The organism is Pseudomonas sp. TMW22091 (assembly GCF_022496705.1).
Taxonomy (GTDB): domain Bacteria; phylum Pseudomonadota; class Gammaproteobacteria; order Pseudomonadales; family Pseudomonadaceae; genus Aquipseudomonas; species Aquipseudomonas saxonica.
Map to the genome: position 1 here is coordinate 29,472 of NZ_SCFI01000016.1, position 15,516 is coordinate 44,987.

The window sequence follows — 15,516 nt, forward strand, 5'->3', positions numbered from 1 at the left end:
GACTACAGGAAAAACAGGGCGCATGAACCTTGATGCAAAGGTCTCGATTGTTACTGAACAATCAAGTTGTTAAACAGCAAATCGTCCACCATCGGCTTGCCGGTCTCGTCGGTCATGACCTGTTGAATCTGCTTCAACGCCGCTTGGCGCAGGTTTTCCTTGGCCTCAACGCTGCTCAACGTTGTACTGGTCTGCTGGGCAAACAACCCCACCAACTGATTTCGGATCAATGGGTCATTGGCCTTTACCGCTTTAGCCGCCTCATCACCTGTTACTCGCAAGGAAACATCGGCCTTGAACACCTTGAGTTTCGGGCTGCCGTCCAATCCGTAATTACCCACAAAGGGTGGGCTCAAGGTGATGTAGCTGACCTTGGCAGCGCCCTCTTCAGACTCTTCAGCGACTGCCGCCAGTGGCAAACACAGGGCCAGCATCAATACGATCCACGCTTTCACAATTCGCTCCTCTTAGGGTTGGGCAAGCGCTCGGGATACCCCATTCAAAAGCAGCACGGCGACCACCCTTTGAACGCTTCATCGGGTTATCGGCCGTTTTTTTCAGAACAATAGATGGGTCACCAGCGTTCTAGAATGAGGGCTGCTTCAACTCAATAAATGGGTTATCAATGCTAGTGCGCTCAATGGAAAGACAATAAGCCTGCGTTTACGACAAGTCATACACCAGCACTGTCTCCCCACAGTGACGACACTGATACTTGTCCACAACGAAATCTTCATTGGGTCGGCCTTCAATAAACTGCTCCCAATCATCGACACTGCGGCCAAAATCGTCCATCCATGATGCTTTGTTCGAATGGCTGGCATTCGCTAAATCCTGCGCATCAGCCTGACCCAGATAGATGCAGGCATCTTTGCAGTGCACTTCCCAGCTCTGTTGCTGCCAACTGCTAATCCCCGGTGTTTTGTGCTCAATAATGTCTCTGACTGCCGGACTGACATCCTCGTCAATTTCATTAAATACAAGGTCGAATTTTTTGGCAGCCGAACCATCAGCCACACAGGCAGGGCAAATATGGACTTCATCCCCATCGTCGAGATTGGACAATGCTACGTGATGATACGAAGAAACTGCTGAGCAGCAATCGCACAGCATGTCTTCTTGAATGAAAGCATGATGACCATAAGGGTCAAAAAAATACTCAAAGGCAGGTAATTCTTTCATGTACTGATCCTCACTTTTTAAATAGGTGGGCTTTCTGTAAGGGCTTTTACGCTCACCGCGCGCGCCAATAGCGCCTGAACACTCTCTGGCAATTTCTCGACAAATCGGCGGCTGGTGGTTCGCTGACAGGTACGCACGATGCTTCCCGTTGCCTGAGAAAGATCAAACAGTGCGATCGCCAACTCCTCGCTGGAATAACGCTGCGCCACCAATCCGCTAATCAGTTGGTAACGCGTCTTGCTGAATAACCCCAACTGAGCCAAAGGAATATCTACCTTGCGTCGCATGTGGTTCTCAATGTCGGTGTTCAGTTGACGGCACGTTGACGCCTCAAGATCGATGGCGCTCAACGGTTTAATAGTATTGGAGCTGGAATCATCGCTAAACAGCACCGGAGCGATAACCTCGACCTGCTCCGGCCGACCTGCGCCTAATGCCCAAGGGCTAAAGCGCCACTCGCGCACAAGCTTCAAGGTCGCGCCTGCAAACTCCGGATGAGAGCTATAGAGAATGACAGGGTCCGCGACGGTGCCATCGAGATTGACCAACATCTTTACCCGTACGTCACCCACGATGCCCAACCGTACCAACTCTTTCGGGTAGGCGGGTTCCAAGAGGTACACAACGGAAGGCGGAAAACTTTGTGCCCAGGTACTGAACGTCATCAACAAAACTGCCAATCCCATTAAATGCTTCATCACCGTTCTCCAGAACTTGCGGCAAGCCGCGTAGGCATCAGTGCCGTGGGGGCGAATGATATTAATGTGTAGCCAATTCTTTCAGTTCATGGGTTCCGATAGTTCTGTGGGACAACTCCGATTGATTAGCCCGCGTTTTTATTAGGCTACCAGGATTTAAGTACTCCCTGTCACACGAAACACTCTGTTCGCACACGCGATTAACTTATGTTCATCGCAACATTTAAAATACATAACAAGAAACAACATGATAAGAGAATCATGGGAAACATGACGTACCATCTCGAAAAAAATCATGGACGATTTCTAAATGAACAGTGCACACGCCATCAATAAAAAACACTATAAAAAAGCCCTGAATTTCTACACAGCACTGATTGAAAAGATAATGACACCGCACATTACTTCAAAAAAAATAGTGCTGGTCTGTCCACGCTATGGTTCAACCTTGGCCATGATAGAAGTCCTTTCCAGGTATTTTGATTTACGCGGAATAATACTTAAGAACTCGACGAAGAAAAACGATAACACTTTGCAGTTTTTGAGAAGTGCCAACTACCCGGTTCTGGATATATCAAAAACCGACATGGTTACACTTTCGCCGTCCACGATCGAGATACTGGTACAGGCCATTGGACCAAGCTCAAGCTGCGTCGTACTTGACCATGGCGGTTATTTTTCCCTGAACAGACAGGCGTTGAGCATTTTGAAACCGAATTTAATATCCGGAATCGCTGAGTACGCCATTAATGGGGAAAGCCGATACTTCAATGCCTCTACTGGCGACAGACCCTTCATCTCGGTGGGCCGTTCAATGATTAAAAAGAACAGCGATTTAGCCTCCGCAAACAGCATTATGTTGATCGCCGAACTCTACCTGCAAAATCAAGGCATCATGTTATTCGGGAGTGATGTCAGGGTTGGCGTTATTGGTCACGGCACGTTGGGCGGGCGCATACGCAGTCTGCTGCAAGAGCGAGGCGTAAATGATTTCCTTATCCATGATATAGAGCCGAACCGGCTAGGTGACATTCCTTTAAAAAACATTGCACACAGTGCCGCTCATCTTTGCCAACAGTGCGATATTTTATTTTGCGCAACGGGTAATCACGCGTTATCGCGCGATGATTTGAAGTTCATTAAAGATGGCACCATCGCTTTTACAGTAACCTCGCCGGATGACGAACTTGATCTGCACACACTTAAAAAAGAACGTGTCATTACCTTAAATAAAGACCGCAGCCACGCAGACACGGTTGTTTACACCATTGCAGAGACCGGGCATTCATGGGTGCTGCCCTTTGATGGTGAGGCACCCAATACACAAACCAATTTTGGGCTTGCCGATGCGTCCATCCATCAGCCTTGCGCAGCACACATCGTGGCCGCCGTACGCCTGATGCAAGGACAACTCGAACATCGTCTTCAGCACTTGAGCCTGAAGGACGAACAATTGGTTAAACAGCTGTGGGACGAGTACTACCAGCCTTCAAAAACCAGTGAACATGTCCTTACCTGATCATTCAAGACAGGGCCGCACCGCAGCGTTTGAGTCGTGCTTCCAGATTCCGATCGGGCATGGCATGAGTGCGCAGAGCTTTTACAGTCTGCTCAACATAATCGCGAGTGGTACCGAAACGCCCGCTGGCATTGGCTAGAACCTGACGCAGCACGCTATCCGACAGATTGCCTGCATAGCTGGGTAAATGGCGCTCCAGCACAAACCCCAAGGCCTGTACCTCAGTGCCATTGTCCAACCGACAATTAAGCCAGCGAGGTCGATAGGAGGGAACCGGCATTTCCCGCAGCCACAGCGCATGCAACGCAGCTTCCAAGTTGTCTTCTGGCAGCCTGTAAGCAAAGCCACTGCACGAACCACCACGGTCCAGACCAAATACCAGACCCGGCCATTGCGGCGTACCACGATGTTCGTGAGACCACAGATACAAGCCACGGTGGTAGCCATGCACCCGCCCGCGCACGCGCTCGACCGCTGAACATTCGGGGCGCCAGATCAGTGAGCCGTAGGCAAACAACCACACTGGCCCGCCTTTGTGGCGCTCCATGGTGCTGTGCAGGGAATGGTGCAATTGCTCGGGGGTCAATGGTGCCCCGAGGTCGAGTCGCGGCGGATAGTGCGGGTTCAAGCAGGTAGTTTCTATAACAGTCATAACCAGTGATCGCGGCCTTACACGCTTAACATTAAGTAAACAAAATAACGTGTTGATTCTTATAGCACTGAAAAATCAGACGGTGTGGTTTGTCAGATGAACCGTGCAGGCAAGCCAGGCGTTATGCGCTGAACGTAAGGCTTGCCTGCCCTGTTTTCAAGGGCGTGGACAGTAGGCGAACACATCGGCACGCATTTGATGCGGGTCCATACCAGCACTGACCAACGCGTCGAGGGTGCCGTAGATCATGGCCGGAGACCCACTTGCGTAAACATGCACAGCGCTTAAATCACTGATGTCTTCGCACACGGCCTCATGCAGCAAACCACATCGACCCTCCCAGCCACACAGGTCACTGACGACTTTGTGCAGGAACAAATTGGGGGTGTTCTGCCAGGCTTCCCACTCTTGCAGGCCATAAAAGTCCTCGGGACGACGCACGCCCCAGTACAAGTGCACCGGGTACTTGAAGCCTTTCTCTCGGCAGTGCTCGATCAGGCTGTGCATTTGCGCCATTCCGGTTCCGGCGGCGATCAAGACCAAAGGACCGTCTGGCAACTCGGCCAAATGGGTATCGCCATAGGGCAGCTCAAGTCGAACCATCTGGTTGCGCTGCAATTGCTCAATCAAGCTGATCGAGCTGGCCTCACGAGCCAGAACATGCAGCTCCAGCTCACGGCCGGAGTGCGGTGCACTGGCCAGTGAGAAGGCCGATTTTTCACCATTTTCGCGCGTCAGCATTGCGTATTGACCAGCGTGATAACGCGGGAGTTTGCCGGCCGGGGCACGTAAACGCACACGCCAGACATCACCACCCACTTCGACACATTCGACCAATTGACACGCAAGAGTTCGCACCGGTATTTCTCCTAACGCAAGCACGCCATCCCACAGTACTACGCAGTCTTCAAGGGGTGCTGCCAGGCAGGTATACACCTCGCCGTGATCGCGCACTTCCCCCGCCTGCTCAACCTGACCTTCAACCAGCAAGGCTGCACAGACGTGGCAATTACCATTGCGGCAGCTCTGTGGGCATTCATAGCCCAAGCGCTGCGCCGCATCCAGAATTCGCTCGCCAGGCAGGGTTTCTAACACCGCGCCTGAAGGCTGCAAGGTTACACGCATCAATCTATTCCTAATTGATTCCAGATGTCATCGACCCGGCGGGTAACAGCTTCGTCCTTGACGATAACTCGGCCCCATTCACGGGTGGTTTCACCCGGCCATTTGTTAGTGGCGTCCAACCCCATTTTGGAACCCAGACCGGAAACCGGCGAGGCAAAATCGAGGTAGTCGATGGGCGTATTTTCGATCATCACCGTGTCGCGCTTGGGATCCATGCGCGTGGTGATGGCCCAGATCACGTCATTCCAGTCGCGAGCATTGATGTCGTCGTCGGTCACGATCACGAATTTGGTGTACATGAACTGGCGCAAAAACGACCACACACCGAGCATTACCCGCTTGGCGTGCCCCGGATACTGCTTTTTCATGGTCACAATGGCCATGCGGTACGAGCAGCCTTCAGGCGGCAGATAGAAGTCGGTGATTTCCGGGAACTGCTTTTGCAGGATGGGTACAAATACTTCGTTTAATGCCACACCCAAAATCGCCGGTTCGTCAGGCGGACGGCCGGTGTAAGTGCTGTGATAGATCGGTTTGACCCGATGAGTGATGCGCTCAACGGTAAAGACCGGGAAGCTGTCGACCTCGTTGTAATAGCCAGTGTGGTCGCCGTACGGACCTTCAGGGGCCATCTCGCCCGGGTGGATCACACCCTCAAGAATGATCTCGGCAGTGGCTGGCACTTGCAGGTCGTTGCCTCGGCATTTCACCAGTTCGGTCCGATTGCCCCGCAACAAGCCGGCAAAGGCATATTCAGACAAACTATCCGGAACCGGCGTTACTGCGCCCAAAATAGTCGCCGGGTCTGCACCCAAAGCAACAGAAACAGGGAACGGCTGGCCAGGGTGTTTATCGCACCACTCACGGTAGTCCAGCGCGCCGCCGCGATGGCTCAACCAGCGCATGATGACCTTGTTACGGCCAATCACTTGCTGACGATAGATGCCGAGGTTCTGTCGGTCCTTGTTCGGACCTTTGGTCACAGTCAGGCCCCAGGTAATCAATGGCGCCACGTCACCGGGCCAGCAATGCTGAACCGGCAACATGGCGAGGTCGACATCGTCGCCCTCTATCACGACTTCCTGGCACACCGCGTCTTTAACGACTTTCGGGGCCATGGAAATGATCTTGCGGAAGATCGGCAGCTTGGACCACGCGTCTTTCAGACCTTTCGGCGGCTCAGGTTCTTTTAGAAACGCCAGTAACTTGCCGATTTCCCGTAGCTCGCTGACAGACTCCGCCCCCATACCCATCGCCACGCGCTCGGGTGTGCCAAAGAGGTTGCCGAGCACTGGAATGGTGTGGCCGGTCGGGTTCTCGAACAACAACGCCGGGCCTTTGGCGCGCAGCGTGCGGTCGCAGATTTCGGTCATCTCCAGCACTGGAGACACAGGAATCTGGATGCGTTTCAACTCTCCGCGCTGTTCCAGTTGCTGCACGAAGTCCCGAAGATCCTTGAATTTCATTGACGTTGGCACCCTCAAAATAGGCGTACATCCTACCTGCTATACCCGCCGCTGGCAGCTTATCGCTGCTTAACGGACGGTATTGGCATTGCCCAAGTCCGACGAGCCTTTTGCTGACAGCCCCTCGAACAGCGGCTGTAACACAGGAATCATCAATTGAGCCCCTGCTTCAGAGAGGTGATTGTCGTCGGTATATAAGGAGTTACCGCCCTTTTCAGCGCGGCAAAATCCGGCGGCGTCACACAACTGCGGCGTCGGATCCAGCACCTTGACGGCAGGATCTTCTGCCGCGATCTGATCAAACAAGGTGTTGATAAACGCTTTTTGTTTAAGGTGGTCTTGCACCGGCATTCCCACATCGTCGATTGGCTGGTGCAACATCGCCAAACGACTCAAACGGTAAGGCGGATTGAAGGGCTGCAAAGGCGCCTCTTTCATCAGCCACACGCGATAACCGGCCTTGCGTAACTGCCCCACTCTGGCACGCAAGCCTTGGGCGAAGCGCTGCTCGGCAGCGGCGCGGTCATAGCGGCCATTGCTATCGTGCAGGGCATGCTCATGATCACCTTTGGCATCGCCATAGAGGTAGAGGCTCCAGCGCGCCACCAGCATCACATCAGAAATGGTGTCGGTTTGCAGAGCGCGCTCGGCACGGAGGTTGTCATGGGCACAGCGGGCGCCGTACTCCAGCCCCTCAAGGGGCAAGCAACCCGCCGAGCTGGCCAATAGAACATTGACCCCATGCTGTTCAGCGCTGGCTTGCAGTGCCGGAATCAGCGCCGTGCCGTGGCTGTCGCCCCATACCAGCACCTGAGCGGGTGCATCGGCTGCCTTGCCGTAGCGACAAAACGGTGTATCGACCGGCTGCTTGCCATCGGTGATGCACGCCTTCAACTCCGGTCGCCATTCGCTGGCTTTGGCAAAGTGCAAGGCTTGCTCGGACAGGCGCGAGGGCAAACCATCAGTCCAGCGCAGGGCCTGCCCTGCCAAACCCAAGACCAAAATACCAAGACCGGCCGCAGTCAATATCTGGCGACGTTTCGCCAACAGGCGACGCTCCCGGAACGGCGTTTCGACCCAGCGCCATGAGGCATAACCGAGGATCAGTGTCAGTACGATCAACGCGCCCGTTAGCCAAGGGCTGAACTGACCCACACTGATATAACTGGCGAATACAAATACCGGCCAATGCCACAAGTACCAGGAATAGGAAATCAAACCCAGTCCCACCATGGCGGGCATACTCAACACGCGGCCCACCCACGTGGTGTGATGCTCATTGGCCCAAATCAGAGCAATAACGCCCAACACCGGTAGCAAGGCAGCTGCACCGGGGAAAGGCGTGTGTTTGTCGTAACCCAATACGGCGATCAGGATCAAACTGAGGCCCAGCAGACTGATGCACTGTGCCGCTGTGGAAGTGAGACGTTTCTTGTCCGCAGGAGCGACTGCCAGCAGGGCACCGGCCAGCAGCTCCCAGGCACGCATAGGCAATAGAAAGAATGCCTTTTCTGGATGATGCGCAACGGCCCACACACTGAGCCCGAACGACACCAACAAAAGGGTGAGTACTACCAAACGCCAGTGTTTGAAACGGCTGGAGAGTACAGTCAGGACCAGCGGAAAAATAATATAAAACTGTTCTTCAACGGCCAATGACCACGTATGAAGCAACGGTTTTAAATCACTGGCCGCATCAAAGTAGCCGTCCTGACGCATAAACAGGAGGTTGGAAACGAACATCACTTGATAACGGACTGAGCGCCCCAGTTCTTCATAGTCTTTGGGCGCCATCAGGAACCAGCCCACCGCCAGCACGGCAGCCAGCAACACAAACAAGGCGGGAAGAATGCGCCGTGCGCGTCGCGCCCAAAACTCGACAAAACTGAAACGTCCCGCTTCGCGCTGACGCCAGATGATCGAAGTAATCAGGTAGCCGGAGATAACGAAGAACACATCGACGCCTACAAAGCCGCCTGAGAATCCTGGTACACCAAAGTGAAACAACACAACGGCAATCACAGCCACTGCACGCAGACCATCAATGTCTCTGCGATAAACAAGAGAAGTCATAAAGCTTGTAGTCCGTTAGTACATTATTTTTATTGACCCGCGTTGGGCACAAACCTTCCTTTTTTTGATAAAAAAACGGCGCCCTTGTATGGGCGCCGTTTTTATTCGAGAAACCGTATTACTTGCGTTTCATCGACAGGAAAAACTCATCGTTGGTCTTGGTCTGTTTCAGCTTGTCGATCAAGAACTCGATAGCTGCGACTTCGTCCATCGGGTGCAACAGCTTGCGCAGAATCCACATGCGTTGCAGTTCATCATCAGCGGTCAACAACTCTTCGCGGCGTGTGCCGGAGCGGTTGATGTTGATTGCCGGGAAGACGCGTTTTTCAGCGATCTTGCGATCCAGAGGCAGTTCCATGTTGCCAGTGCCTTTGAACTCTTCGTAGATCACTTCATCCATTTTCGAGCCGGTTTCAACCAGCGCGGTAGCGATGATGGTCAGCGAGCCGCCTTCTTCGATGTTTCGCGCCGCACCGAAGAAACGCTTTGGCTTCTCAAGGGCGTGAGCATCGACACCACCTGTCAACACCTTGCCGGAGCTTGGGATGACGGTGTTGTAGGCACGGGCCAGACGGGTAATGGAGTCGAGCAGGATTACCACGTCTTTTTTGTGCTCGACCAGGCGCTTGGCCTTCTCGATCACCATTTCAGCAACCTGCACGTGGCGGGTTGGTGGCTCGTCGAAGGTGGAAGCAACCACTTCACCGCGAACGGTGCGCTGCATTTCGGTAACTTCTTCAGGGCGCTCGTCGATCAACAACACGATCAAGTGCACTTCAGGGTTGTTACGCGAAATGTTCGACGCGATGTTCTGCAGCATGATGGTCTTGCCCGCTTTTGGCGGAGCAACGATCAGACCACGCTGACCTTTACCAATCGGAGCACAGAGATCGATCACGCGGCCGGTCAAATCTTCGGTGGAACCGTTACCGATTTCCATCTTCATGCGTACGGTCGGGAACAGCGGAGTCAAGTTCTCGAAGAGAATCTTGTTTTTCGCGTTCTCTGGACGATCGTAGTTGATCGTGTCGACTTTAAGCAGTGCGAAGTACCGCTCGCCTTCTTTTGGCGGACGGATTTTGCCGACGATAGTGTCGCCAGTGCGCAAGTTGAAGCGACGAATCTGGCTAGGCGAGACGTAAATATCGTCCGGGCCGGCCAGGTACGAAGCGTCAGCGGAACGGAGGAAGCCGAAGCCGTCCTGGAGAATCTCCAGCACGCCATCACCGGAGATTTCCTCGCCGCTTTTCGCGTGCTTTTTGAGCAGGGAGAAAATCACGTCCTGCTTGCGCGAACGGGCCATATTTTCTATGCCCATCTGTTCGGCCAATTCGAGCAGTTCGGTAATCGGCTTTTGCTTGAGTTCAGTCAGGTTCATATAGGAATGACGTAATCATTTATGGGGAGGGAAATTAAGCTTTTGGGCTTAATGAGGCCGCGCCGCAGAGAAGGCGACAGGATCGCGTACTAATTCGATAAGGAGTGCGTCGGCGACGGCTTGCAGGGGGCAGTGGAGAAACCAGTGCGGGGCCGAATGTACCACTTGAGTTTCATAGCGTCTAGTCCTTGAGCCATGAAAAAGCCCCGCATTTAGCGGGGCTTATATCGACGCTTAAATATTTGCGTCGAGGAATGCTGCCAACTGCGACTTCGACAAAGCACCTACTTTGGTGGCTTCAACGTTGCCGTTCTTGAACAACATCAGAGTAGGAATACCCCGTACGCCGTGCTTGGCCGGAGTTTCCTGGTTTTCATCGATGTTCAGTTTGGCAACAGTCAGCTTGCCTTTATAAGTCTCGGCGATCTCGTCCAGAACGGGCGCGATCATTTTGCAAGGGCCGCACCATTCAGCCCAGTAGTCGACCAATACAGCGCCTTCAGCCTTGAGAACATCGGCCTCAAAGCTAGCGTCGGTGACGTGTTTAATAAGATCGCTGCTCATGGAAGTCTCCGTGGTTGTAAGCAAAAACGTAGCACATCATAGCCGTCATCAACGCGTTCAGGAAGCTGAGTGGTGATTGACTCTTACTATAGTGGTGCGCAATCAAACGCATCGATCACGCTTTACAAGGATCATGGCGCGCACAATTAAGGTGCGACTTCACCTTTACCTACGCACCATTGCGGACCTTAACCGGCGCGGGAGCACCCTGAACAGGGGCAAACAATCACTGGAACGCCTCTTGGCATGGCCTGTGCTCTGCTCAATGCAGACCTTCCCCTGCCTGTTTTCGGAGACGTGCCATGACCCAGCGCTACAGCGCCCTGATTTGCGCCTTGTTCGCCAGCCTGATGCTGAGTCAGGCCCCCGCCCACGCCAATGGCCTTGAAGACGTGATGGCACGGGGCACGCTTAAAGTCGCAGTGCCTCAAGACTTCCCACCGTTTGGCTCGGTTGGCCCTGACATGAAGCCTCGCGGGCTGGACATTGACACTGCCAAACTGTTGGCCGACCAGCTCAAGGTCAAACTGGAACTGACCCCCGTTAACAGCACTAACCGCGTGCCTTACCTGACAACCGGCAAAGTCGACGTGGTTATTTCGAGCCTGGGCAAAAACCCGGATCGCGAAAAGGTCATCGACTTTTCCCGTGCTTACGCCCCCTTTTACCTCGCCGTATTCGGCCCACCAGACGCTGACATAAAGACGCTGGACGATTTAAAAGGAAAGACGATCAGCGTGACGCGGGGTGCCATCGAAGATATCGAGTTAACTAACGTGGCCCCGGCAGGTGTCACCATCAAACGCTTTGAAGATAACAACTCAACCATTGCCGCTTATCTGGCCGGTCAAGTTGATCTGATTGCCAGCGGCAACGTGGTGATGGTGGCCATCAGCGAACGCAATCCCAAGCGCATTCCGGCCATGAAACTCAAGCTCAAGGATTCACCTGTCTATGTTGGCGTCAACAAAGACCAGCCAGAACTGCTGGGCAAGGTGAACCAGATTATCAGCGCTGCCAAAGCCGACGGCAGTCTCGAAAAGAACGCGATGCAGTGGCTTAAAGAGCCGCTTCCCGCTGACCTCTGATTGATTTCGACGAGTTTCATCATGGCTTATCATCTCGACTTCATGCCGGTCCTGCAAAACAGCGACCTGTTACTGCGCGGCGCCCTGTTCACGCTCGAGCTGACGGCCATAGGGACAGTGCTGGGCGTTGGTCTCGGCATCGTCGGTGCACTGGCACGGGCGTGGAACATCCGCCCTTTCTCTACGTTGTTCGGGATTTATGTCGAGTTGATCCGCAACACACCGTTTCTGGTGCAGTTGTTCTTTATCTTCTTCGGCCTGCCCGCGTTGGGCCTGCATATCAGTGAGTGGCAGGCCGCCGTGCTGGCGATGGTGATCAACCTCGGCGCTTATTCAACGGAAATTATACGCGCCGGTATTCAAGCCATCCCCAAAGGTCAGCTCGAGGCCGCCTCGGCCTTGGCCATGAGCCGTTTTGAAGCATTTCGCCATGTCGTGCTGCAACCGGCGCTGGCCAAGGTCTGGCCGGCACTGAGCAGCCAGATCATCATCGTCATGCTGGGCTCGGCCGTGTGTTCGCAAATTTCGACTGAAGAGCTGAGCTTTTTTGCCAACTTCATTCAGTCGCGCAATTTTCGGGCCTTTGAAACCTATGCGCTGACCACGCTCGTGTATCTGTTTATGGCCTTGCTGATTCGCCAACTGCTCAACGCTTTTGGCCGCCGCTACCTGACCCGGAGTCGTTGATGGATTTCACGTTCTGGGACATTGTGCGCAACTTGCTGATCGGCCTGCAGTGGACCGTCGGGCTGTCGCTGGCCGCCTTTATTGGCGGCGGCGTGATCGGCTTGCTGGTACTGCTGATGCGCATCTCCAAAAGCCGTTTCGCGCGTGCTCTAGCACGCGGCTATATCGAGCTTTTTCAAGGCACGCCGCTGTTAATGCAATTGTTTTTGATCTTCTTCGGCATCGCCTTGCTGGGTGTCGATATTTCACCGTGGATGGCAGCTGCACTGGCCCTGACGCTTTTTACCAGCGCGTATCTGGCCGAAATCTGGCGCGGTTGTGTTGAATCGGTAGCCCAGGGGCAATGGGAAGCCTCGGCCAGCCTGGCGCTTAGCCCACTGGAGCAATTGCGCTACGTCATTTTGCCGCAAGCCTTGCGCGTAGCCATTGCGCCCACCGTGGGGTTTTCGGTGCAGGTCATCAAAGGCACCGCCGTGACCTCCATCATCGGTTTCACCGAGCTCACCAAGACCGGCAGCATGCTGGCCAACGCAACCTTCGAGCCGTTTATGGTGTATGGGCTGGTTGCGCTCGGTTATTTCCTTCTGTGTTACCCCTTGTCGCTCAGTGCGCGCTATCTGGAAAGGAAACTGCATGCCTCTGCTTAGAGTGACCGCTTTGCATAAATATTACGGGGATCATCATGTCCTCAAAGGCATTGATCTGACCGTGGAACAAGGCCAGGTCGTCGCCATCATCGGGCGCAGCGGTTCGGGTAAAAGTACGCTGCTCAGAACCTTGAATGGCCTGGAGTCCATCAACGACGGTGTCATCGAAGTCGATGACGAATACCTGGATGCCGCCCGCGCCGACTTGCGCAGCCTTCGCCAGAAGGTCGGCATGGTGTTTCAGCAGTTCAATTTATTCCCTCACCTCAGTGTGGGTGAAAACGTCATGCTGGCCCCGCAAGTCGTACAAAAAGTACCCAAGGCCAAAGCGGCTGTATTGGCACGCGAGATGCTGGAGAGGGTCGGGCTTGGCGACAAGTTTGATGCCTTTCCCGAGCGCCTGTCGGGGGGCCAGCAACAGCGAGTGGCGATTGCCCGGGCACTGGCCATGTCCCCCAAAGTGCTGCTGTGTGACGAAATCACCTCAGCGCTGGACCCTGAACTGGTCAATGAGGTGCTCAGTGTCGTGCGCCAGTTGGCCCGCGAAGGCATGACGCTGATCATGGTCACCCACGAAATGCGCTTTGCCCGGGAAGTCGGCGACAAGCTGGTGTTTATGCATCAAGGCAAAGTCCACGAAGTCGGCGACCCGAAGACCTTGTTTGCTAACCCTCAGACCCCGGAACTGGCGAATTTTATCGGTACGGTGAACCTGGTCTGAGACTCGCCCACATCGCGTAGGCATTTTCGTATCCGATAATAAGAAAAACGAATTATCCGGGAACAGCTAATGTCTTTGCTTACGTGTTCCATATCAACGCATCTGACACTACGCGTTGGCGCGAGCCTTTGATCGTGGCACGATGGCGACGTTATCGACCGAGACTTCTCAACTATGCCCCAATCCCAAGCCAAGAGTCCGCCCCTGATCGCCGCCATTGATCTGGGTTCCAACAGTTTTCATATGGTGGTGGCAAAAGCGCAGAACGGTGAAATCCGTATTCTCGAACGTCTGGGTGAAAAGGTTCAGTTAGCTGCGGGCATCGACGAAGAGCGCAAGCTCAACGAAGAATCCATGCAGCGCGGGCTTGATTGCCTGAAGCGTTTTGCCCAACTGATCAACGGCATGCCACTGGGTGCCGTGCGTATCGTGGGCACCAACGCCTTGCGTGAAGCCCGTAACCGTCATGAATTTATCGTGCGCGCCGAAGAAATCCTGGGCCATACCGTTGAAGTTATTTCCGGTCGCGAAGAAGCCCGTCTTATCTATTTGGGCGTGTCGCATACCCTTCCAGACACGCCGGGCAAACGCCTGGTCGCCGATATCGGCGGCGGCAGCACAGAGTTCATTATTGGCCAGCGCTTCGAGCCACTGCTGCGCGAAAGCCTGCAAATGGGCTGCGTGAGTTTTACTCAGCGTTACTTTCGCGACGGCAAGATCACCCCGGCGCGGTACGCTCAGGCCTACACTGCGGCGCGCCTCGAAATCATGAGCATCGAAAACGCGCTGCACCGTTTGGGCTGGGATGAAGCCATCGGTTCTTCGGGCACTGTTCGGGCCATCGGGCTGGCAATCAAGGCGGGTGGGCACGGCAGTGGCGAAGTCAATGCTGAAGGCTTGAACTGGCTAAAACGCAAACTGTTCAAGCTGGGCGAAGTCGACAAAATCGACTTTGAAGGTATCAAACCGGATCGCCGGACTATTTTCCCGGCGGGCCTGGCCATTCTTGAAGCCATTTTCGACTCTCTTGAACTGCAACGCATGGACCACTGCGACGGCGCTCTGCGTGAAGGCGTGCTGTACGACCTGCTGGGTCGCCATCACCACGAAGACGTTCGTGAGCGCACCCTCAGCTCACTGATGGATCGTTATCACGTTGATCGCGAACAGGCGGCGCGGGTGGAAGCCAAAGCCCTGCGGGCTTTCGATCAAGTGGCCAAATCGTGGGACCTCAAGGACGGTGTGTGGCGTGAGCTGCTGAGTTGGGCAGCCAAAGTGCATGAGGTCGGTCTGGACATCGCCCATTACCACTACCACAAGCACGGCGCTTATCTGATCGAGCACTCCGACCTTGCCGGTTTCTCACGCGAAGACCAGCAAATGCTCGCGCTGCTGGTGCGCGGCCATCGACGTAACATTCCAAAAGATAAATTCGCCGAATTTGGCGAAGACGGCATCAAGCTGATTCGCCTGTGCGTGCTGCTGCGCTTTGCGATTCTGTTCTATCACATCCGGGGTAATCAGGAGGCGTCGCAAGTCAAACTGCGCGCCCACGGCGACCACCTTGAAGTGATATTCCCAGAGGGCTGGCTGGCACAAAACCCGCTGACTCAAGCCGACTTCGAGCAAGAAGCACAATGGCTGACCCGAGTCGGGATTGTGCTGACGGTGTCTTGAAAACCTGCGTCCCGTAGCAGCTGCCGAAGGCTGCGTCCG

General features: G+C 54.4%; 15 protein-coding genes. 6 read left to right on the forward strand and 9 right to left on the reverse strand.

The features are described 5' to 3' along the window. Positions 1-50 precede the first annotated feature (50 nt). From EQV93_RS21280 to EQV93_RS21290, 3 genes are all read right to left on the reverse strand, one after another. A complete protein-coding gene (locus tag EQV93_RS21280; protein WP_146385019.1) occupies positions 51-455 on the reverse strand; it encodes a flagellar basal body-associated protein FliL in 405 nt (134 codons plus the stop codon). A gap of 208 nt (positions 456-663) precedes the next feature. Beyond that, positions 664-1,182 (reverse strand): CbrC family protein, encoded by a 519-nt coding sequence (locus tag EQV93_RS21285; protein ID WP_146385021.1) that lies wholly within the window; start codon positions 1,180-1,182, stop codon positions 664-666. A 17-nt stretch (positions 1,183-1,199) separates the two neighbouring features. After that, positions 1,200-1,880: an energy transducer TonB gene (locus EQV93_RS21290; RefSeq protein WP_240892403.1), complete on the reverse strand. Its 681-nt coding sequence runs from the start codon at positions 1,878-1,880 to the stop codon at positions 1,200-1,202. Positions 1,881-2,190: 310 nt separating this feature from the next. On the opposite strand from EQV93_RS21290, the gene EQV93_RS21295 reads away from it, so the two are divergent. Next, positions 2,191-3,399 carry a hypothetical protein gene (locus EQV93_RS21295; protein ID WP_240892404.1) on the forward strand — a complete coding sequence of 403 codons (1,209 nt, stop codon included), beginning with the start codon at positions 2,191-2,193 and terminating at the stop codon, positions 3,397-3,399. Positions 3,400-3,403: 4 nt separating this feature from the next. On the opposite strand, the gene EQV93_RS21300 is transcribed toward EQV93_RS21295, so the two are convergent. The 6 genes from EQV93_RS21300 to trxA all read right to left on the reverse strand — a co-directional run bounded on the left by EQV93_RS21300 (position 3,404) and on the right by trxA (position 10,657). Further along, positions 3,404-4,051, reverse strand: a complete 648-nt coding sequence (locus tag EQV93_RS21300) for a gamma-glutamylcyclotransferase (RefSeq protein ID WP_122785337.1) — start codon at positions 4,049-4,051, stop codon at positions 3,404-3,406. 156 nt (positions 4,052-4,207) lie between these two features. Continuing rightward, a complete protein-coding gene (locus EQV93_RS21305) occupies positions 4,208-5,176 on the reverse strand; it encodes a CDP-6-deoxy-delta-3,4-glucoseen reductase (protein ID WP_122785338.1) in 969 nt (322 codons plus the stop codon). After that, complete coding sequence (gene ubiD, locus EQV93_RS21310; protein WP_122785339.1) at positions 5,176-6,642, reverse strand: 4-hydroxy-3-polyprenylbenzoate decarboxylase; 1,467 nt, start codon at positions 6,640-6,642, stop codon at positions 5,176-5,178. Before ubiD ends, EQV93_RS21305 begins: the two co-directional genes overlap by 1 nt. 69 nt (positions 6,643-6,711) lie before the next feature. Further along, positions 6,712-8,715 carry an acyltransferase family protein gene (locus EQV93_RS21315; RefSeq protein ID WP_240892405.1) on the reverse strand — a complete coding sequence of 668 codons (2,004 nt, stop codon included), beginning with the start codon at positions 8,713-8,715 and terminating at the stop codon, positions 6,712-6,714. A gap of 118 nt (positions 8,716-8,833) precedes the next feature. Next, on the reverse strand, positions 8,834-10,093 hold the full coding sequence (rho, locus tag EQV93_RS21320; protein ID WP_003438291.1) for a transcription termination factor Rho: 1,260 nt from the start codon (positions 10,091-10,093) through the stop codon (positions 8,834-8,836). Between the two features lie 234 nt (positions 10,094-10,327). Continuing rightward, positions 10,328-10,657, reverse strand: a complete 330-nt coding sequence (gene trxA / locus EQV93_RS21325; RefSeq protein ID WP_016783018.1) for a thioredoxin TrxA — start codon at positions 10,655-10,657, stop codon at positions 10,328-10,330. Between the two features lie 302 nt (positions 10,658-10,959). On the opposite strand from trxA, the gene EQV93_RS21330 reads away from it, so the two are divergent. From EQV93_RS21330 to ppx, 5 genes are all read left to right on the forward strand, one after another. Next, positions 10,960-11,745, forward strand: a complete 786-nt coding sequence (locus tag EQV93_RS21330) for a transporter substrate-binding domain-containing protein (protein WP_240892406.1) — start codon at positions 10,960-10,962, stop codon at positions 11,743-11,745. 21 nt (positions 11,746-11,766) lie between these two features. Further along, positions 11,767-12,432, forward strand: coding sequence for an amino acid ABC transporter permease (locus EQV93_RS21335; RefSeq protein WP_146385029.1), 666 nt, complete (start codon positions 11,767-11,769; stop codon positions 12,430-12,432). Then, positions 12,429-13,079, forward strand: coding sequence for an amino acid ABC transporter permease (locus tag EQV93_RS21340; protein WP_240892407.1), 651 nt, complete (start codon positions 12,429-12,431; stop codon positions 13,077-13,079). Before EQV93_RS21335 ends, EQV93_RS21340 begins: the two co-directional genes overlap by 4 nt. Further along, positions 13,066-13,800, forward strand: a complete 735-nt coding sequence (locus EQV93_RS21345; RefSeq protein ID WP_240892408.1) for an amino acid ABC transporter ATP-binding protein — start codon at positions 13,066-13,068, stop codon at positions 13,798-13,800. Before EQV93_RS21340 ends, EQV93_RS21345 begins: the two co-directional genes overlap by 14 nt. Positions 13,801-13,974: 174 nt before the next feature. Then, the gene (gene ppx, locus EQV93_RS21350; RefSeq protein WP_122785344.1) at positions 13,975-15,477 is read left to right on the forward strand and encodes an exopolyphosphatase; all 1,503 of its coding nucleotides are present in this window, start codon (positions 13,975-13,977) and stop codon (positions 15,475-15,477) included. The last annotated feature ends 39 nt before the right edge of the window (positions 15,478-15,516 follow it).

What these genes read in the sequence shown, in the direction of transcription:
- EQV93_RS21315 (WP_240892405.1), bottom strand. Translation starts at nt 8,715, where the DNA reads ATGACTTCTCTTGTTTATCGCAGAGACATTGATGGTCTGCGTGCAGTG.
- EQV93_RS21295 (WP_240892404.1), top strand. Translation starts at nt 2,191, where the DNA reads ATGAACAGTGCACACGCCATCAATAAAAAACACTATAAAAAAGCCCTG.
- EQV93_RS21305 (WP_122785338.1), bottom strand. Translation starts at nt 5,176, where the DNA reads ATGCGTGTAACCTTGCAGCCTTCAGGCGCGGTGTTAGAAACCCTGCCT.
- EQV93_RS21330 (WP_240892406.1), top strand. Translation starts at nt 10,960, where the DNA reads ATGACCCAGCGCTACAGCGCCCTGATTTGCGCCTTGTTCGCCAGCCTG.
- EQV93_RS21335 (WP_146385029.1), top strand. Translation starts at nt 11,767, where the DNA reads ATGGCTTATCATCTCGACTTCATGCCGGTCCTGCAAAACAGCGACCTG.
- ubiD (WP_122785339.1), bottom strand. Translation starts at nt 6,642, where the DNA reads ATGAAATTCAAGGATCTTCGGGACTTCGTGCAGCAACTGGAACAGCGC.
- EQV93_RS21300 (WP_122785337.1), bottom strand. Translation starts at nt 4,051, where the DNA reads ATGACTGTTATAGAAACTACCTGCTTGAACCCGCACTATCCGCCGCGA.
- EQV93_RS21285 (WP_146385021.1), bottom strand. Translation starts at nt 1,182, where the DNA reads ATGAAAGAATTACCTGCCTTTGAGTATTTTTTTGACCCTTATGGTCAT.
- EQV93_RS21290 (WP_240892403.1), bottom strand. Translation starts at nt 1,880, where the DNA reads ATGAAGCATTTAATGGGATTGGCAGTTTTGTTGATGACGTTCAGTACC.
- EQV93_RS21345 (WP_240892408.1), top strand. Translation starts at nt 13,066, where the DNA reads ATGCCTCTGCTTAGAGTGACCGCTTTGCATAAATATTACGGGGATCAT.
- ppx (WP_122785344.1), top strand. Translation starts at nt 13,975, where the DNA reads ATGCCCCAATCCCAAGCCAAGAGTCCGCCCCTGATCGCCGCCATTGAT.
- rho (WP_003438291.1), bottom strand. Translation starts at nt 10,093, where the DNA reads ATGAACCTGACTGAACTCAAGCAAAAGCCGATTACCGAACTGCTCGAA.
- trxA (WP_016783018.1), bottom strand. Translation starts at nt 10,657, where the DNA reads ATGAGCAGCGATCTTATTAAACACGTCACCGACGCTAGCTTTGAGGCC.